This is a genomic window from Acidovorax sp. GW101-3H11, assembly GCF_001633105.1.
Classification (GTDB): domain Bacteria; phylum Pseudomonadota; class Gammaproteobacteria; order Burkholderiales; family Burkholderiaceae_C; genus Acidovorax.
In genome coordinates this window covers 183,050-199,436 of sequence record NZ_LUKZ01000012.1, presented here as the reverse complement: position 1 = coordinate 199,436, position 16,387 = coordinate 183,050, and the positions used below count along the sequence as shown (strand labels likewise).

The window sequence follows — 16,387 nt, the reverse complement described above, 5'->3', positions numbered from 1 at the left end:
GTGGGTCAGGGGGGATGAAAGATCGGCGGGCTCAGTGGGCCTGCACTGGGGTTGTGGGGGTGGCGCCAGCGATGGGCGCGGGCGGTTCGTCAAAACGTGCGAGAGAAAACGCGTCGATGGGCGTGCTGGTCTGCCCGTCGCGCGCCAGTTCGGCCAGCACCTCGCCCACGGCGGGGCCAATCTGGAAACCCGCGCCCGCAAAACCAAAGCCGTGGACCAGGCCCGGCGTGGTGCGGCTTTGGCACAGCACGGGCTGGCGGTCGGGCAGGTAGCCCTCGGTGCCGCTCCAGGTGCGGATGAAATGCGCGTGCTTCAGTGCGGGCAGCAGTTCGATGGCCTGCTGCGTGAGCGATGCAATCGCGCCGCGCTCCGAACGCGCACGGTCGGCATCGAGCCAGAAGCCCGAGCCGCCGCCCAGCACCAGGTTGCCGCGCGCCACCTGGCGGCAGTAGATGCCACCGCCTTCGACGCCCAGGCTCCATTGCATGAAGTAGGGCAGGGGCTCGGTGACCATCATGGCCGGGTGGCCGGAGCGCAGCGGCACGGCTTCGCTAAATTGCGCCGCCAGGGCACCGGCCCAGGCGCCCGCGCAGTTGAGTACCACGGGCGCCTGCACCTGCAGCGCGGCGCCCGATTGCAGCGTGAACTGCTGGCCACTGTGTTCGATGTGCGTGAGGGGGGAGCGCTCAAAGATCTGTGCGCCCGCGCGTTGGGCGGCGAGCGCAAAGGCGGGCGACACCAGGCGCGGGTTGGCTTGTCCGTCGTCCGCGCACAGCGACCCGCCCACGGCCTTGCCGCCCAGCCACGGGCACTGCGTACGCAGGCGCTCGCCGGAGATCAGCGCGATCCCCAGGTCAAAGTCGCGGCTCAGGTCGGCGTAGTGCTCCAGCGAGGCCAAGTCCGCCTCGCTGCGCGCGATCTTGAAGTGCCCGGTGCGCTGGTATTCGCCATCGGTGCCAATCAGCTCGGGCAGCCGCGCCCAGATCTGGTGGGCGCGCTGCGCCAGCGGCAGCTGGCTCAACGGGCGGCCCTGGCGCCGCACACCGCCGTAGTTGACGCCGCTGGAGCGTGAGCCACACAGGTCGCGCTCCAGCAGCACCACGTCCACGCCCTTGCGGCGCAGGGCCAATGCGGCCGATGCGCCCACGATACCGCCGCCCACGATGGCGACGTCGGTTTTGACAATGCGTGTGGTGCTGCTCATGCGGCGGCTCCCGCATCGGCTGAGGGCCGCGTCTGCAGGTGGATCGGTATCGGCTTGATGGGCGCCTGCCCGCGCAGGCGGCCTACCAGCTCCACAGGCTTGCCGGTGGCCTGGGCCAGGATCTCGGCGGCGGCCACGCCGCAGCTGCGGCCCTGGCAGCGGCCCATGCCCACGCGGGTGAGGGCTTTGAGCCGGTTCATCTCGTCGGCGCCGGTGTCGCGCACGCAGGCGCGCAAATCGCCCGCCGTGATGTTCTCGCAGCGGCACACCACCAGTGCATCGGGTGCGTGTGCTGCCCAGTCGGTGGGGAAGGGGAATGCGCGTTCCAGCCCTTGGCGAAACTTCATCAGATGGCCGAGCTGGCCTTGCAGCGTTTGCATGCGCGCGGTGTCTACGGCCACACCGTGGTCCTGCAGCAGCGCCAGCGCCGCCAGCTCGCCCGCCCACTCCGCCGCGTCGGCACCCATGATGCCCGCGCCGTCGCCCGCCAGGTACACGCCCGGCACGCTGCTGCGGCCTTGGGCATCCCGCTCGGGCAGGTGGGCACGGTGCAGGGGGGCCCAGGCAAAGCGGCAGCCCAGCAGGTCGGCCAGCTGGGTCTCGGAGCGCAGTGCGTAGCCCAAGCCCACGGCGTCGCAGGCCAGCGTGTGCTCGCGCCCGGCGCCATCGGCCCACACCACGCCTGCCACGCGCTGGTCGCCCAATACGCGCACGGGGCGGATGCCGCTGTGGATGGGGATGCCGCGCGCGCGCAGCCAGGCCACGTAGTAGATGCCCTTGGCAAACACCGCAGGCTGCGTGAGCATGGCGGGCACGGCAGCCAGCTGGTCGGAAAGCCGCGCGGTGTCCAGCACGGCGGCCACAGTGGCACCGGCCTTCGCATATTGGTAGGCCACCAGATACAGCAGCGGGCCCGTGCCCATCAGCACCACACGGCTGCCAATGGCGCAGCCCTGGAACTTGAGTGCCACCTGCGCGCCGCCCAGTGTGTACACGCCCGGCAGCGTCCAGCCCGTGATGGGCAGCACCCGGTCGGTGGCGCCGCTGGCCACGATGAGCTGGCTGTAGGGCACTGAGCGGGTTGTCTGCGTGGGGCCGTGCAGAACGTCCAGCAGGCTGCCTTGAGCGTTCCACACCAGGCTGTCGGGTTGGTAGTCGATCTGGTCGTGCAGCGTTTCGAGCGCCGCGTGCAACGCCGTGGCGCGTGTGGCCTCGGTGCCATACAGCGTGGCTGCGGCGCGTGTGAAATGTGCGGGCGGGCGGCGGTAGATCTGCCCACCACCACGCGCGGCTTCGTCGATCAGCACAGGGCGCACCCCGTGGGCGGCCAGCGTTTGCGCGGCGCGAATGCCAGCGGGGCCCGCGCCCACGATCACGGGTTGCAAGGCGGGGGCTGCTGTCATGCCGGGCCCCCGCTGGCAAAAGCCGCCGCATCCACAGGCTCGGTGCGCAGCGCCACACCCGGTGTGATGAAGGTGCTGCAGGCACGCAGGCGTTCGCCGCTGTCGGTCAGCACCCAGCAGTCTTGGCAGGCCCCCATCAAACAGAAGCCTGCGCGGGGCTCGTGGCTGAATTCATTGCGGCGCAGTTGCGCGCGCTGGGTGAGGATGGCGGTCAGCACCGTGTCGCCCTGCAGGGCGGTGGCAGGTTGGCCGTCGATGGTGAAGTGCACGGGCGCACGGCCTTTTTCGGCCACGCGGCGCAGCAAGGGTTGGCTGGAACTCATGGTTTCAAGCGGCATCATTTCCGTCCCACCAGCACACGGTCGAGCCCGTACACGCGGTCCAGCAGCACCATGGCAAAGGCCGTGACCGCCACCATCAGCGCCGACACGGCTGCCATCAGCGGGTCGATGGACTCGGTGGCGTACATGTACATGCGCACCGGCAGCGTCACCGTGCTGGGCGAGGTGACAAAGATCGACATGGTCACTTCGTCAAAGCTGTTGATGAAGGCCAGCATCCACCCGCCTGTGACGCCCGGCAGGATCATCGGCAGCGTGATGCGTGTGAACACCGTGGCCTGGCTGGCACCCAGCGACAGGGCGGCATGCTCGGCACTGCGGTCAAACCCCACCAGCGCCGCCACCACCAGGCGCAGCGTGTAGGGCGTGACGATGAGTGCATGCGCCACCACCAGCCAGCCAAAGCTGCCCGTGCCCCCAATCAGCGCGAACAGCCGCAGCAGGGCCACACCCAGCACCAGATGCGGAATGATGAGTGGCGATAAAAACAAGCCGTTCAGGAAGCCGCGCCCCGGAAAGTCGTAGCGTGTGATGGCGATGCCTGCAGGCACGGCCAGCGCCGTGGCCAGCGTGGCCGATGCCAGCGCGAGCCACAGGCTGTTCCAGAACGACTGCACAAAGTCTGAATGCTCGAACACTGCCTTGAACCAGCGCAGCGAGAACTCGGTGGTGGGCAGCGTCAGCGTGTTGTGCGGCGTGAAGGCCACGATGCACACCACCAGCAAGGGGGCGAGCATGAAGGTGATGACCAGCGCGTTGAACGCGAGGGCGATGGGGCCGTTCTTTTGCATCTTGGTTATCCCAAAGACTTTTTGTACCGGCCTTCAACCAGGCGGTTGTAGCTCAGCATGACCACGAGGTTGGCCACCAACAGGGTCAGCGCAATCGCAGCGCCCAGTGGCCAGTTCAGCTCGTGCAGGTATTCGTCGTACACCACCGTGGCCACCATCTTCAGGCGCCGCCCGCCCAGCAAGCCGGGGATGGCGAATGAGCTGGCTGCCAGGCCGAACACGATGAGGCTGCCCGACAGAATGCCGGGCAGCACCTGCGGCAGCACGATGCGCCGCAGCGTGGTGAAGGGCGTGGCCTGCAGCGACAGGGCTGCGTTCTCCACGCCCGGGTCCAGCTTCTGCAGCGAGGTCCACACGGGGATCACCATGAAGGGCAGCATCACATGCACCAGTGCAATCACCACCGCAATCTCGGTGTAGAGCATCTTCACGGGGCCGATGCCCACCAGGCCGAAGGCCGCGTTCACCAGTCCCTCGGGGCCCAGCAACATGCTCCAGCCAAAGGCGCGCACCACCACCGACACCAGCAGCGGGGCCAGCACCACCAGCAGCAAGATGGAGCGCCACGGGTTGCGCATGCGGCTGAGCACATAGGCCTCGGGTGCGCCAATCAGCACGCAGATCAGCGTGACCAGGCCCGCAATCCAGAACGTGCGCCAGAAGATCGCGTGGTAGTACGCATCGGCAAACACATGGCCGTAGTGCTCCAGCGTGAACTCGCCCGCTTTCACGCCCGTGGCCGGGTCGAAGGCGTTGAACGAGAGCACGGCCGTGAGGCCCAGCGGCACCAGCAGCAGTACCGTGAACAGCAGCAGCGCCGGGCCGGACAGCCACCAGGGCAAGGCCTTTTTGCCCAGCAGCGGGTGGGGCGTTGCTGCCGTCGTTGTTGTCGTGGCGCTTGTCATGGCGTGGCCTCGGTGTCGGCCAGGGCGGCTTCATCGGCGGGTAGCAGGCGCATGCAGTGGTCGGGCCAGTCCAGGCCCGTGCGCTCGCCTTCTTCGAGTGCGCCGCGGCCATCGTTGGGGGCCAGCACCATCAGGTCGCCCATGCCCGTGCCCACGCGGTACAGCCACTGGCTGCCCAGGAAGAAGCGCTCGCACACCTCACCGTCGATGCGGCCTTGCACTGTGGGCACCAGTTGCAGCTTCTCGGGGCGCACGCTCAGCAGCACGGCCGCACCGGGGCGGAACTGCGCACCTTCCACGCGCACTTCAATGGGCCCCGCGCCCACATGCGTGTGGGTGGCGCTGGCCGTGGTCACCTGGCCCGGCACCAGGTTGGCCTTGCCCACAAAGGTGGAGATGAAGCGCGTGCGCGGGTGTTCGTACACGCGATGCGGGTGGTCGATCTGCGTGGCGCGGCCTGCCTCCATCACCACCACGCGGTCGCTGATGGACATGGCTTCGCTCTGGTCGTGGGTCACCATCACCGTGGTGGTGCCCACCTTGCGCTGGATCTGGCGCAGCTCGAATTGCATCTCTTCGCGCAGCTTGGCATCGAGGTTGGAGAGGGGTTCGTCCAGCAGCAGCACGGGCGGCTCGATGACTAGCGCACGCGCCAGGGCCACGCGCTGGCGCTGCCCGCCCGACAGCTCGCGCGGGTAGCGGCCTGCATGTTTCTCCAGGTGCACCAGGCCCAGGGCCTGGGCGACGCGGTCTTTGCGCTCGGCCTTGGGCACCTTGCGCATCTCCAGGCCAAAGCTCACGTTGTCGGCCACCGTCATGTGCGGGAAGAGCGCGTAGCTCTGGAACACGATGCCCAGCCCGCGTGTGTTGGCCTTGGCGTGTGTGATGTCGCGCCCGGCCAGCTCGATGCGGCCGCTGGTCACCGCCTCGAAGCCCGCCACCATCTGCAAGGTGGTGGTCTTGCCGCAGCCCGAGGGGCCGAGCAGCGAGACGAACTCGCCTTTTTCCACCGAAAGGTTCATGGACTGCACCGCGCAGGTGCTGCCATAGAACTTGGTCACATCCGTGAGCTGGAGGAAGGACATGCGTGGGCCTTTCTTTCTGCCTGTTTGTCTATCGATCTGTTCTTGCGGGGCCAGCCGCCCGTTTTCTGCAAAGAAGCGCGGGCCACTGCGGGCTATCGGAACGCCGGGCGCCTTGTGTTCCAGTGCGTGGCGCCGGGTGCACCGCTGTGGTGCGCCTGCTTGCCTGAAATAGAACATGACCGGCTTTGTTGATTCACTCTATTGCAATATGCGAACCAGGTTGAATCGGGTATTCCATTAATCAGAATTTTTCTTCAATTTATTCCGTTTAATGGAATATTAAGATTAGAATACAAGCCATCTATTCCGCAGGAGTGACGCATGGAAGCAGCATCCGCAGGCACGGGCGGCGTACCCCGGGTCTTTGCCCTCATCCGCGCCCTGGTGGCTGTGCAGGCCGAGGGCGGCCGAGTCACCCAATTGGCGCGTGCCATTGGGCTGACGCAGGGCACCACGCACCGTTTGCTGCAATCGCTGGTCGCCGAGGGCATGGTCGAGCAGGACGAACGCAGCAAGCTCTACCGCCTGTCCACCGAGTTCTTTGCTCTCGCGGCCAAGGCGGGCAACCCCGGTGACCTGCGCAGCATCTGCCGGCCCGCGCTGCTGCGCCTGAGCGCCAGCCTGGGCGACAGCATCTTCCTTTTGGTGCGCAGCGGGTTCGACGCGATCTGCCTGGACCGCAGCGAAGGGCCGTTTCCCATCCGCTCGTTTACCGGCGACATCGGCGGCCGCGTGGCGCTGGGGGTGGGGCAGGGGGCCTTGTCCATCCTGGCCTTTTTGCCCGAGGCCGAGCGCGAAGAAGTGATCCGCTTCAACCTCTCGCGCGTGCGCGAGTACGGCGTGTACGACGAGGTCTACCTGCGCACCGAGATCGAGCGCGTGCGCCAGACCGGCTACGCCGCGCGCAACACCGGCCTGCTCGAAGGCATGGCCGGCGTGGGCGTGCCCGTGCTCGACCGCGAAGGCCGCGCCGTGGCCGCGCTGAGCGTGGGCACCATCTCCGCCCGCCTCAACGAAGACCGCCTGCCCACGGTGGTGGAGCTGCTCAAGCGCGAGGCCGCCGCCATTGGCCCGCGCATTCACCCCTTCGATGCCACGCTGCGCCGCCCCGCGCAAAGCCTGGCGGGGCAGCCGTCTGAACAACTGCTGGTGCCTTCCGGTGGCGCCAACCCAGCGGCTTGATGGGGAGGCCCGGGGCACAAGCCCGGCCACCATCCCGCTGCCTGTCAGTCAGATCACGGCCAGCGCCCGCGCCACCTGGGCATGCGCATCGGTATCAATGACGCAGTTGTGCGCCACCACCACCCGCGTGAAGGGCCAGCGCAACAAACGCTCCGCACTGCGGGCCGCTGCAGCCCGGTCGCGCACCAGCGCACGCACCGTGAGCGGTACAGCTAGCTTGCTTCGCACCCCCGTCAGCGTGGCATAGGCCCGCGTGGGCCAGGGCAGATCACCCGCCATCCACTGCAGCAGGTCCGTCACGACGAGCGTGGCCGACGGCCGGTGAAACCACACCGACTCGTTGCCCGCCGGAATGCCCTCGAAGGCAAAGTGCTCCAGCTCCGGCAGCCACTCGGGCAGGTCGCCTGCAGGCAGCACACGCAAGGTGGCGGCCAGGTCCGGCCGCTTTTGCGCCAGCCCTCGCGGGCCGTAAACCACTGCGCCCGGAAAGGCTGCCGCGCAGGGCGCCAGAAACAGGTGGTGCATCTTGTTCGGCGCCACGATATAGGCCACGCTGCCGAGGTCTTGCACCTGGCGCAGCAACGCGCTGCCGGGCGGCATCGGAATGGGCGAGTGAATCAAAAGCTTGCGCCCTGGCAGGCGCACCACCGTCATGCGCGTGGTGATGGGAAGGCCGTTGGCCTTGAAGGCGTGGGTGGCGTGCCAGAGGTGGGAGTCGAGGGGTTCAAGTTGCATGGCGCGGGATGGTGCCCGGGCGCATTGGTGGGGTCTTGAACGAATTCGACATGAGTGGTCATTTTTAGTGCGGTAGTGCTTCAATTGCTCATTGAGGACCGTCCGGCTTGGCAATCGGGCGTTAGGATTGCTTGGTCAACTTCGATACCGCTATGGGAGGAGCAATGAAAAGATCCAAGGGTTTTGCTTGCGCATTTGTACTCTGTCTGAGTCAGACTATCGGTGCGGTTGATTTGCCTAGACGCACGCACATAGTGCACCCACCTGCTGAGCGGACTTATGTGCTTGGTAGAAGCTCTTTACCCCGTGAGTTATCCATTGCGACAGATTCAAAAATTGAAGCAGCCGCGAAGCGTGCATTTACAAAAGACAGCCTCGCTTTGCTCCTTATTGACAAGGGGGGGATTGCTTTTGAGCAATACGCCACTGATTTGAATGAAAAGACTCAACTCTTTTCTTTGTCGATAACCAAGAGCCTTGTAGCGATAGCAACAGGCGAAGCTCTTTGTGCAGGAAAAATTAAGAGCCTGGATGACCCAGCCGTTTCTTACTCAAATGAACTCAGTGGAGCAGTTCAAGGTCAGGCTAGTGTTAAACAGCTTCTCACGATGTCGAGTGGCGCCGATCCGGCTTATATGGATGATGTCCCTGCTGGCGTCAACTTTAAGGACTTTATGGCCCAGTTCGAAGGGCGTCTTGGTGTCAGCGAGTACGTTCGCAAAGACAGTAGACCGTTCGTGCGAAATGGCCTAACCCGCGTGCCGGGTTCGGTATTTCAGTACAGTGGTCGAGACACTGCAGCCATCTCGTTGGTGATCGAAGGTGCCGTTGGGATGAAGTTTCAGGAGTGGTTTGATATCGCTGTTTGGCGCAAGGTAGGTGCGGCGAGCGATGCGTTCCTTCGCGTCGCCAGCAAGGATGGCCGGGCCATTGCGGATGGCGGTCTTTGGGTGACTCCCCGAGACTTGGCACGAGTTGGCATGATGGCGCTTGACGTTCTTCATGATGGCAATGCCTGTATGAAACAGTTCATGGCTGAGTCGATCGCTCCGCACCTTGACTCGTCATGGGCTTCAAAAAAATATGGCTATCAGATGTGGATAGACAAGCGGGGTCTCCCTCAGTTTGTCGGGGCTGGCGGCCAGATGTTGGTGTTTGATCCAAAGTCGCAACGAATATTGGTTGTGTTTGGGCACAACACCTCCTACCAGCCTATGGAGGACTTGTTTCATCACTGATTGGACCAGAAGTAACTTTCCGAAATGAGTGATGGGGCTTCGATTCGTGTAGACCCATGCTGGTCGAAGCCTTGGTCATGCTCCGGTTGACTCCCTCCGCTCCACCCGTAATCGCGCCTGCACCATTGCCTCATGGATCTTCTGTTGGAATACTTCACGCGGCGGTAGCACCGTCAGGTACTCGGCCACGTGGATGCCGGACTTGTCCAGCTCCAGCAACTCAATCTGCTCCTGTTTTTTGCCGGTGCACAGGATGATGCCCAGCGGGGGCAGATCCCCCGGCTCCTGGTCGTGTTTGGCCAGCCAGCGCAGGTACAACTCCATCTGGCCTTTGTATTCGGCGCGGAACTCGCCCAGCTTCAGTTCAATGGCCACTAGGCGGCGCAGCTTGCGGTTGTAGAACAGCAGGTCGATATAGAAGTCGTCGTTGTCGAGCTGGATGCGGCGCTGCCGCGCTACAAAGCTGAAGCCCGCGCCCAGCTCCAGCAGGAAGTGCTCCAGCTCGCGCAGGATGGCGTCTTCGAGGCCTTTTTCCAGATAGCGGTCTTCCAGTGCGAGGAAGTCCAGAACGTAGGGGTCTTTGAGCAGCAGGGGCGGGCTGACTTCGCCCTCTGCGCGCAGGGTGTCCAGTTCTGAGCGGATCGTTTCGCCGGGCTTCTTGGACAGGGCTGTGCGCTCAAACAGCATCGAATCCACCCGCTCGCGCAGTGTGCGTACGCTCCAGCGTTCGATGCTGCACATCTCAGCGTAGAAGTCGCGAGCGAGCGGGTCTTTCAGGTAGATCAGCTCTAGAAAATGGCTCCAGGCTAATTGTCTCGACAGTGTCGAGACAATTTCAAGATTTGGGAAAACCTCAGCAAACCGGATCATGTGCCGAAGGCTCTTGGCGCTGAAGCTGCGGCCGTAATCTGCCGTCAATTGTCTCGACACCGTCGAGACAATTTCCTCGCCGTAGCTGGCGCGCTCCCCGGAAAGCACTTCAGTTCGAATGCGCTGTCCGATGTGCCAGTACATCAAAGTCAACCCTGCATTCACAGCTGCCGCAGCTGCTTGGCGCGATTGTTCGATGAGCTGCCGTAGGTCCATCAACAACTGGGGCGCATCCGTTGCGGCCACGGATGCTGGCGCGGTTTTCTTCTGTGGTTTGATTTGACTCATACGAACTCCTTGGCTACGAACTATGCCGTTCTTGTTCCCGACAGCTTCGGTGGGCACATCCTCGCATGGGGTGTGGTGCTTTGCGGCAACGTGCTTCTGTTTTCATAGCTGCTTGCGCTTTACCAAAAAGCGTTGGAGTCATTTTTTGACCACATTTCAGGTGGCAGTGCGTAGCGCAGTGCCTTGCGGGTTTCTCCGCTCCTTCATCCCTGGCCCCGCCCCGCACATTCCCCCACTACCCAATCCCTGAACGCCTTCACCAGCGGCGTCTGCGCCCGTGCCTCGGGGTACACGAGGTAATACGCATCGGTGCTTGTCAGCACCTGGTCCGACAGCTCCACCAAACTCCCTGCTGCCAGCTCCTGCTCAATCAAAAAGCGCGGCAGCAGGGCCGCCCCCAGGTGCGAGACCGCAGCCTGCGCAATCATGGCGAAGTGTTCCGACTGCGGGCCGCGCAGGGCCAGGGCTGTGGGGGCGCCCACCAGCTCGAACCACTCGGCCCACTGCGTGGGGCGGGTGCTTTGCTGCAGCAGCACCACGCGCGTCAGGTCTTGTGGGGTGCGGATGTTGTGGCGGTCGCGGTAGGTGGGGCTGCACACGGGCACGGTTTCTTCGTGCATCAGGTATTCGCACACGGCGCCCGCCCAGTGCGGCGTGCCGAAGTGGATGGCGGCGTCAAACGGTGTGCCCGCAAAGTCAAACGGCTCGGTGCGGGCCGAGAAGTTGACCATGGCCTCGGGGTGCAGCGCCATGAAACCGCCCAGGCGCGGGATGAGCCAGCGCGTGCCCAGCGTGGGCAGCACGGCCAGGTTGAGCAGGCCGTCGGTGCTGGAGAACGCCATGGCTTTTTGTGTGCTGGCCGACAGCTGTTGCAGCAGGTTTTGCACGTCGGCGGCGTAGACGCGGCCCGCGTCGGTCAGCACCACGCGCTGGCGCACGCGGTGGAAGAGGGCGGTGCCGATCTGCTCCTCCAGCTGGCGGATCTGGCGCGACACCGCGCTTTGCGTGAGGTGCAGCTCCTCGGCCGCGCGCGACACGCTCTGGTGGCGGGCGGCGGCCTCAAAGGCCAACAGGTCGGCGGTGGAGGGCAGGAAGGCGCGGCGCAGCAAGGTCATACCGGGTTATGCATTGGGGGAATGATGATGGGTGCCAAAATTTGAACCTTTTGAGCCCCTGCCGCGCATTGGGTATGGGGTGGTAGTCCTGATATTTTCAGGCACTTCATTCTGATTTGTGATCAAGTAGTTCCATTTTTTCGCTATCCAGCGTGGCGCGATTGGCGGATATTGGCGCATTCATTGCGTGTGTTCTTCCACACTGTTTCCCTCTCTCTGCCCCATCCACCCTTGCGAGCCGCCATGTCTGCCACCCCTGCCGCCACCCCCCTTGTGTCCGAAGTCGATCAACTGTTGCAACGCCTGGGCGTGCCCCGCGCTGCGTACACCGGCGGTACGCTGGCGGCGCGTTCGCCCATCACGGGCGAGGTGCTGGCCCAGGTGCCACAGCAAAGTGCGGCCGATGCCACCGCCGCCATTGGCCGGGCACATGCGGCCTTCCTGGCCTGGCGCAATGTGCCCGCACCGCGCCGGGGCGAGCTGGTGCGCCTGCTGGGCGAAGAACTGCGCGCCGCCAAGGGCGACCTGGGCCTGCTGGTGACCATCGAGGCGGGCAAGATCCCGTCCGAAGGCCTGGGCGAGGTGCAGGAAATGATCGACATCTGCGACTTTGCCGTGGGCCTGTCGCGCCAGCTGTACGGCCTGACGATTGCCACCGAGCGCCCCGGCCACCGCATGATGGAAACCTGGCACCCGCTGGGCGTGTGCGGCGTGATCTCGGCCTTCAACTTCCCCGTGGCCGTGTGGTCGTGGAACGCAGCGCTGGCGCTGGTGTGCGGTGACTCGGTGGTGTGGAAGCCTTCGGAAAAGACGCCGCTCACCGCACTGGCCACGCACGCGATTGCCCAGCGCGCCATTGCGCGGTTTGGCACCGATGCGCCCGAAGGCCTGCTGGAGCTGATCGTGGGCCAGCGCGACATCGGCGAGGTGCTGGTGGACGACGCCCGTGTGCCCGTGCTGTCTGCCACCGGCTCCACCGCCATGGGCCGCGCTGTGGGCCCGCGCCTGGCAGCGCGCTTTGCGCGTGGCATTCTGGAGCTGGGTGGCAACAACGCCGCCATCGTGGCGCCCACGGCCGACCTGAACTTGGCCCTGCGCGGCATTGCGTTTGCCGCCATGGGCACTGCAGGCCAGCGCTGCACCACGCTGCGCCGCCTGTTCGTGCACGCAAGCATTTACGACCAACTGGTGCCCCAGCTGGCCAAGGTGTACGCCAACGTGCAGGTGGGCGACCCGCGCACGCCTGGCACGCTGGTGGGCCCGCTGATCGACCGCATGGCCTTTGATGGCATGCAAAAAGCCCTGGAGCAGAGCCGCGCGCTGGGCGCCACGGTGCATGGTGGTGGCCGTGTGGAGGGCGTGGGCGGTGCCGATGCGTATTACGTGCGCCCCGCGCTGGTGGAGCTGCAAAAACACGAAGGCCCCGCGTTGCACGAAACCTTTGCGCCCATCCTGTACGTGGTGCGCTACAGCGCCATCGACGAAGCCATCGCCATGAACAACGCCGTGGGCGCGGGCCTGTCGTCGTCGATTTTCACACTCAACGTGCGCGAGGCCGAACAGTTCATGTCCGCAGCGGGTTCGGACTGCGGCATAGCCAACGTGAACATTGGCCCCAGTGGCGCCGAGATTGGCGGTGCGTTTGGCGGTGAGAAGGAAACGGGCGGTGGGCGTGAGGCGGGCTCGGACAGCTGGAAGGCCTACATGCGCCGGGCGACGAACACCATCAACTATTCGACCGCACTGCCGCTGGCGCAGGGCGTGACGTTTGACGTGTGACCCACGCGCTGGCCGCACCGTCTATGCCTAACGCTAAGGACCAACACCCCATCGTCATCATCGGCGGCGGTGTCATCGGCAGCGCGATTGCCTACTTCCTCACCCTGCAGCAACCGAGCTGCGAGGTGGTGGTGGTCGAGCGCGACCCGACCTACGCACGCGCCTCGTCGGCGCTGTCTGCCAGCTCCATTCGCCAGCAGTTCTCCACTGACATCAACATCCAGATCTCGGCATTTGGTATCGACTTTCTGCGCAACGTGGGTTCTCTGCTGGCGTGCCATGGCGATGTGCCCGACATTGGTCTGCACGAAGGTGGCTACCTGTACCTGGCCACCCAGGCCGGTGAGGCCACGCTGCGCGAGAACCACGCGCTGCAAAAGCAGCATGGCGCCGATGTGGCGCTGCTCAGCCCGCAGCAACTGGCCGAGCGTTTTCCGTGGCTGGCGCTGCAGGACGTGGTGCTGGGCTCGCTGGGCCTGTCGGGCGAGGGCTGGTTTGATGGCTACCTGCTGCTGACGGCGCTGCGCAAGAAGGCGCAAAGCCAGGGCGTGCGCTACGTTGCCGATGAAGCCGTGGGGCTGGATACGGCGAGCAGCGATGGCTTGTTGCATGTGAACGCGGTGCAACTGAATAGCGGCTCCGTGCTGCCCTGTCGCTACGCCGTGAATGCCGGTGGCCCCTGGGCTGCAGCAATTGCAGGCTGGGCGGGCATCGGCCTGCCCGTGGTGGGCAAGCGTCGCACGGTGTTCAACCTGGCCAGCCCCGCAGCGTTGCCGGGTTGCCCGCTGCTCATCGACACCAGCGGTATCTGGCTGCGGCCCGAGGGCAAGGGTTTTATCTGCGGCTTTGCGCCCGATGCGGACAACGACGCCGACTTTGCCCCGCTGGAGCCCGAGTACGCCGCGTTTGAAGACCGTATCTGGCCCACGCTGGCCGAGCGCATTCCGGGCTTTGAGGCACTGCGCATGCAGGGCGCCTGGGCGGGTTACTACGAGATGAACACGTTCGACCACAACGCCATCGTGGGCCTGCACCCGGCGTGCGACAACCTAGTGTTCGCCAACGGCTTTTCGGGTCACGGCCTGCAGCAGTGCCCTGCCGTGGGCCGGGGTGTGGCCGAGCTGTTGCTCACGGGCAGCTACCAGAGCCTGGACCTGTCGCCGCTGTCCATCGAGCGCATTGCGCGCAACGCGCCGCTGCTTGAAAAGAACGTGATCTGAGCGCCATCGGTACCGCCAGTTTTCCCTCACCCCTTTCTCAACCTGCCAACCACAAAACATACGGAGACAACGACATGGCAATTTCCCGCAAGACCTTCACAGCGCTCGCTGCAGGCCTGACCCTGGCCTGCCTGACCACGGCACCTGCGCTGGCGCAGACTGTCACTCAACCGACGCTGGAGAAGATCAAGGCATCCGGCAAGGCCGTGCTGGGCGTGCGCGAGACCTCGCCGCCCATGGCCTATGCACTGGGCGCCAATGAAAAGTACGTGGGCTACCACGTCGAGCTGTGCGAGCGTGTGCTCAAAGAGATCGCGCCCGACGCCAAGCTCGAATACATGGCTGTGACGGCGCAGAACACCTTGCCGCTGGTACAGAACGGCACGCTCGACATTGGCTGCGGCCCCACCACCAACAACACGGCGCGCCAGCAGCAGGTGGCCTTTGCCGTGACCACCTATGTGAGCGAAGTGCGCATGGCCGTGCGCAAGGATTCGGACCTCAAGTCCATCAACCAGCTGGCGGGCCGCACCATCGCTGCCTCCACCGGCACCACCGCCGTGCAGCTGCTGCGCAAGCAAGAGCGCGTGCTGGGCGGCGCGCCCATCAAGACCGTGCTGGGCAAGGACCACCACGAGAGTTTCCTGCTGCTCGAATCAGGCCGTGCGGATGCCTTTGTGCTCGACGACAACCTGCTGGCCGGGATGATTGCCAACTCCAAAGACCCCTCGGCCTACCGCATCGTGGGCGAGCCGCTGGGTGCTGAGCCCATCGCACTGCTGTTCCGCAAGGACGACCCCACCTTCAAGGCGGCGGTGGACGGCGTGCTGACCAAGCTGATGCAGTCCGGCGAGATGGAAAAGATCTACACCAAGTGGTTTGTGAACCCCATCCCACCCAAGAACATGAGCCTGAACCTGCCACTGGGCACCACGCTGCGCCAGCTGTTTGCCACCCCCAACGACAAGCCCCTGGAGACCTACCAGCAATGAACGCTCCCATCCCCGCCACCGCCTTCCGCGCGGCCGACCGCCTGGGCGCCATCGGTGTCTCGGAAATCGTGCGCCTGACGCAAGAGGCCAACCAGCTCAAGCGCCAGGGTCAGCCCGTGATCGTTCTGGGCCTGGGCGAGCCGGACTTCGACACGCCTGCCCACATCCTGGAGGCCGCGCAGCAGGCCATGGCACGGGGGGAGACGCACTACACGGTGCTGGACGGCACGGCCGAACTCAAGGCCGCCATCCAGCACAAGTTCAAGCACTACAACGGGCTGGACTTTCAGCTCAACGAGATCACCGCAGGCGCGGGTGCCAAGCAGATCCTCTACAACGCGCTGATGGCCTCGGTGAACCCTGGCGACGAGGTGATCCTGCCCGCGCCGTACTGGACGTCATACGCCGACATGGTGTTGATTGCGGGCGGCGTGCCGGTGGTCGTACCCTGCACCGAGGCCAACGGCTTTCGCATCACGCCCGAGCAGCTGGAGGCGGCCATCACGCCGCGCACGCGCTGGGTTTTCATCAATTCGCCCTCCAACCCCAGCGGCGCGGCTTACAGCGCAGAACAGCTTCGCCCGGTGCTGGAGGTGGTGGAGCGCCACCCGCAGGTGTGGCTGCTGGCAGACGACATCTACGAACACATCCTGTACGACGGCCGTGCGTTTGCCACGCCCGCCGCCGTGCTGCCATCGCTGCGCGATCGCACGCTGACGGTGAACGGTGTCTCCAAGGCCTATGCCATGACCGGCTGGCGCCTGGGCTACGGCGCGGGCCCCAAGGCGCTGATTGCGGCCATGGCCGTGGTGCAGAGCCAGGCCACCTCCTGCCCCTCGTCCATCAGCCAGGCGGCAGCCGTGGCAGCGCTCACGGGGCCGCAAGACGTGGTGCGCGAGCGCTGCCAAGCTTTCCAGGACCGGCGTGACCTGGTGGTGGCCGCACTCAACGTCTCACCCGGCTTGCGCTGCCGTGTGCCCGAGGGCGCGTTCTACACCTTTGCCAGTTGCGAAGGTGCGCTGGGCCGCACCACGCCGGGTGGTTTGCTGCTGCGCACCGATGCCGACTTTTGCGCCTACCTGCTGCGCGAACACCACGTGGCCGTGGTGCCCGGCGGGGTACTGGGGCTGGCGCCTTACTTCCGCATCTCGTACGCTGCGTCCACGGCCGATTTGCAAGAGGCTTGCGCACGCATCCAGCGCGCCTGCCAGGCCCTGTTCTGAATTTTTGATCCGATAC

The 16,387-nt window shown here is 65.1% G+C and carries 15 protein-coding genes; 6 read left to right on the top strand and 9 right to left on the bottom strand.

Features of this window, described 5'->3' with window-relative positions:
* Window positions 1-31: 31 nt before the first annotated feature.
* The 6 genes from A1D30_RS13545 to A1D30_RS13520 are packed head-to-tail and all read right to left on the bottom strand — an operon-like array spanning window position 32 to window position 5,729.
* Entirely contained in the window at window positions 32-1,204 is a 1,173-nt protein-coding gene (locus A1D30_RS13545) for an FAD-dependent oxidoreductase (protein WP_063461240.1), read from the bottom strand.
* The gene (locus A1D30_RS13540; RefSeq protein ID WP_063461239.1) at window positions 1,201-2,607 is read right to left on the bottom strand and encodes an NAD(P)/FAD-dependent oxidoreductase; all 1,407 of its coding nucleotides are present in this window, start codon (window positions 2,605-2,607) and stop codon (window positions 1,201-1,203) included. The genes A1D30_RS13545 and A1D30_RS13540 overlap by 4 nt, the downstream gene beginning before the upstream one ends.
* Window positions 2,604-2,930, bottom strand: a complete 327-nt coding sequence (locus tag A1D30_RS13535; protein WP_242421882.1) for a (2Fe-2S)-binding protein — start codon at window positions 2,928-2,930, stop codon at window positions 2,604-2,606. Before A1D30_RS13535 ends, A1D30_RS13540 begins: the two co-directional genes overlap by 4 nt.
* A gap of 14 nt (window positions 2,931-2,944) precedes the next feature.
* Window positions 2,945-3,739, bottom strand: a complete 795-nt coding sequence (locus A1D30_RS13530) for an ABC transporter permease (RefSeq protein ID WP_063461237.1) — start codon at window positions 3,737-3,739, stop codon at window positions 2,945-2,947.
* Between the two features lie 5 nt (window positions 3,740-3,744).
* On the bottom strand, window positions 3,745-4,644 hold the full coding sequence (locus A1D30_RS13525) for an ABC transporter permease (RefSeq protein WP_063461236.1): 900 nt from the start codon (window positions 4,642-4,644) through the stop codon (window positions 3,745-3,747).
* On the bottom strand, window positions 4,641-5,729 hold the full coding sequence (locus A1D30_RS13520) for an ABC transporter ATP-binding protein (RefSeq protein WP_063461235.1): 1,089 nt from the start codon (window positions 5,727-5,729) through the stop codon (window positions 4,641-4,643). The genes A1D30_RS13525 and A1D30_RS13520 overlap by 4 nt, the downstream gene beginning before the upstream one ends.
* A gap of 321 nt (window positions 5,730-6,050) precedes the next feature.
* Between A1D30_RS13520 and A1D30_RS13515 the strand changes: the two genes are divergently transcribed.
* Window positions 6,051-6,911 (top strand): IclR family transcriptional regulator, encoded by an 861-nt coding sequence (locus A1D30_RS13515; RefSeq protein WP_063461234.1) that lies wholly within the window; start codon window positions 6,051-6,053, stop codon window positions 6,909-6,911.
* A 48-nt stretch (window positions 6,912-6,959) separates the two neighbouring features.
* Here the strand turns inward: A1D30_RS13515 and A1D30_RS13510 are convergent, their stop codons facing one another.
* Window positions 6,960-7,646, bottom strand: a complete 687-nt coding sequence (locus A1D30_RS13510; protein ID WP_063461233.1) for a DUF4336 domain-containing protein — start codon at window positions 7,644-7,646, stop codon at window positions 6,960-6,962.
* 164 nt (window positions 7,647-7,810) lie between these two features.
* On the opposite strand from A1D30_RS13510, the gene A1D30_RS24805 reads away from it, so the two are divergent.
* Complete coding sequence (locus A1D30_RS24805; RefSeq protein ID WP_157891332.1) at window positions 7,811-8,884, top strand: serine hydrolase; 1,074 nt, start codon at window positions 7,811-7,813, stop codon at window positions 8,882-8,884.
* A gap of 75 nt (window positions 8,885-8,959) precedes the next feature.
* Here A1D30_RS24805 and A1D30_RS13500 read toward each other — a convergent pair whose 3' ends face one another.
* On the bottom strand, window positions 8,960-10,042 hold the full coding sequence (locus tag A1D30_RS13500; RefSeq protein ID WP_082836447.1) for a PDDEXK nuclease domain-containing protein: 1,083 nt from the start codon (window positions 10,040-10,042) through the stop codon (window positions 8,960-8,962).
* A 203-nt stretch (window positions 10,043-10,245) separates the two neighbouring features.
* Entirely contained in the window at window positions 10,246-11,157 is a 912-nt protein-coding gene (locus tag A1D30_RS13495; RefSeq protein ID WP_199865988.1) for a LysR family transcriptional regulator, read from the bottom strand.
* A 243-nt stretch (window positions 11,158-11,400) separates the two neighbouring features.
* On the opposite strand from A1D30_RS13495, the gene A1D30_RS13490 reads away from it, so the two are divergent.
* From A1D30_RS13490 to A1D30_RS13475, 4 genes are all read left to right on the top strand, one after another.
* Window positions 11,401-12,936 carry an aldehyde dehydrogenase family protein gene (locus tag A1D30_RS13490; RefSeq protein WP_063461231.1) on the top strand — a complete coding sequence of 512 codons (1,536 nt, stop codon included), beginning with the start codon at window positions 11,401-11,403 and terminating at the stop codon, window positions 12,934-12,936.
* A 23-nt stretch (window positions 12,937-12,959) separates the two neighbouring features.
* Entirely contained in the window at window positions 12,960-14,156 is a 1,197-nt protein-coding gene (locus tag A1D30_RS13485) for an FAD-binding oxidoreductase (protein WP_063461230.1), read from the top strand.
* A 74-nt stretch (window positions 14,157-14,230) separates the two neighbouring features.
* Window positions 14,231-15,148 carry an amino acid ABC transporter substrate-binding protein gene (locus A1D30_RS13480; protein WP_063461229.1) on the top strand — a complete coding sequence of 306 codons (918 nt, stop codon included), beginning with the start codon at window positions 14,231-14,233 and terminating at the stop codon, window positions 15,146-15,148.
* Window positions 15,145-16,371: a pyridoxal phosphate-dependent aminotransferase gene (locus A1D30_RS13475; RefSeq protein WP_063461228.1), complete on the top strand. Its 1,227-nt coding sequence runs from the start codon at window positions 15,145-15,147 to the stop codon at window positions 16,369-16,371. Before A1D30_RS13480 ends, A1D30_RS13475 begins: the two co-directional genes overlap by 4 nt.
* The last annotated feature ends 16 nt before the right edge of the window (window positions 16,372-16,387 follow it).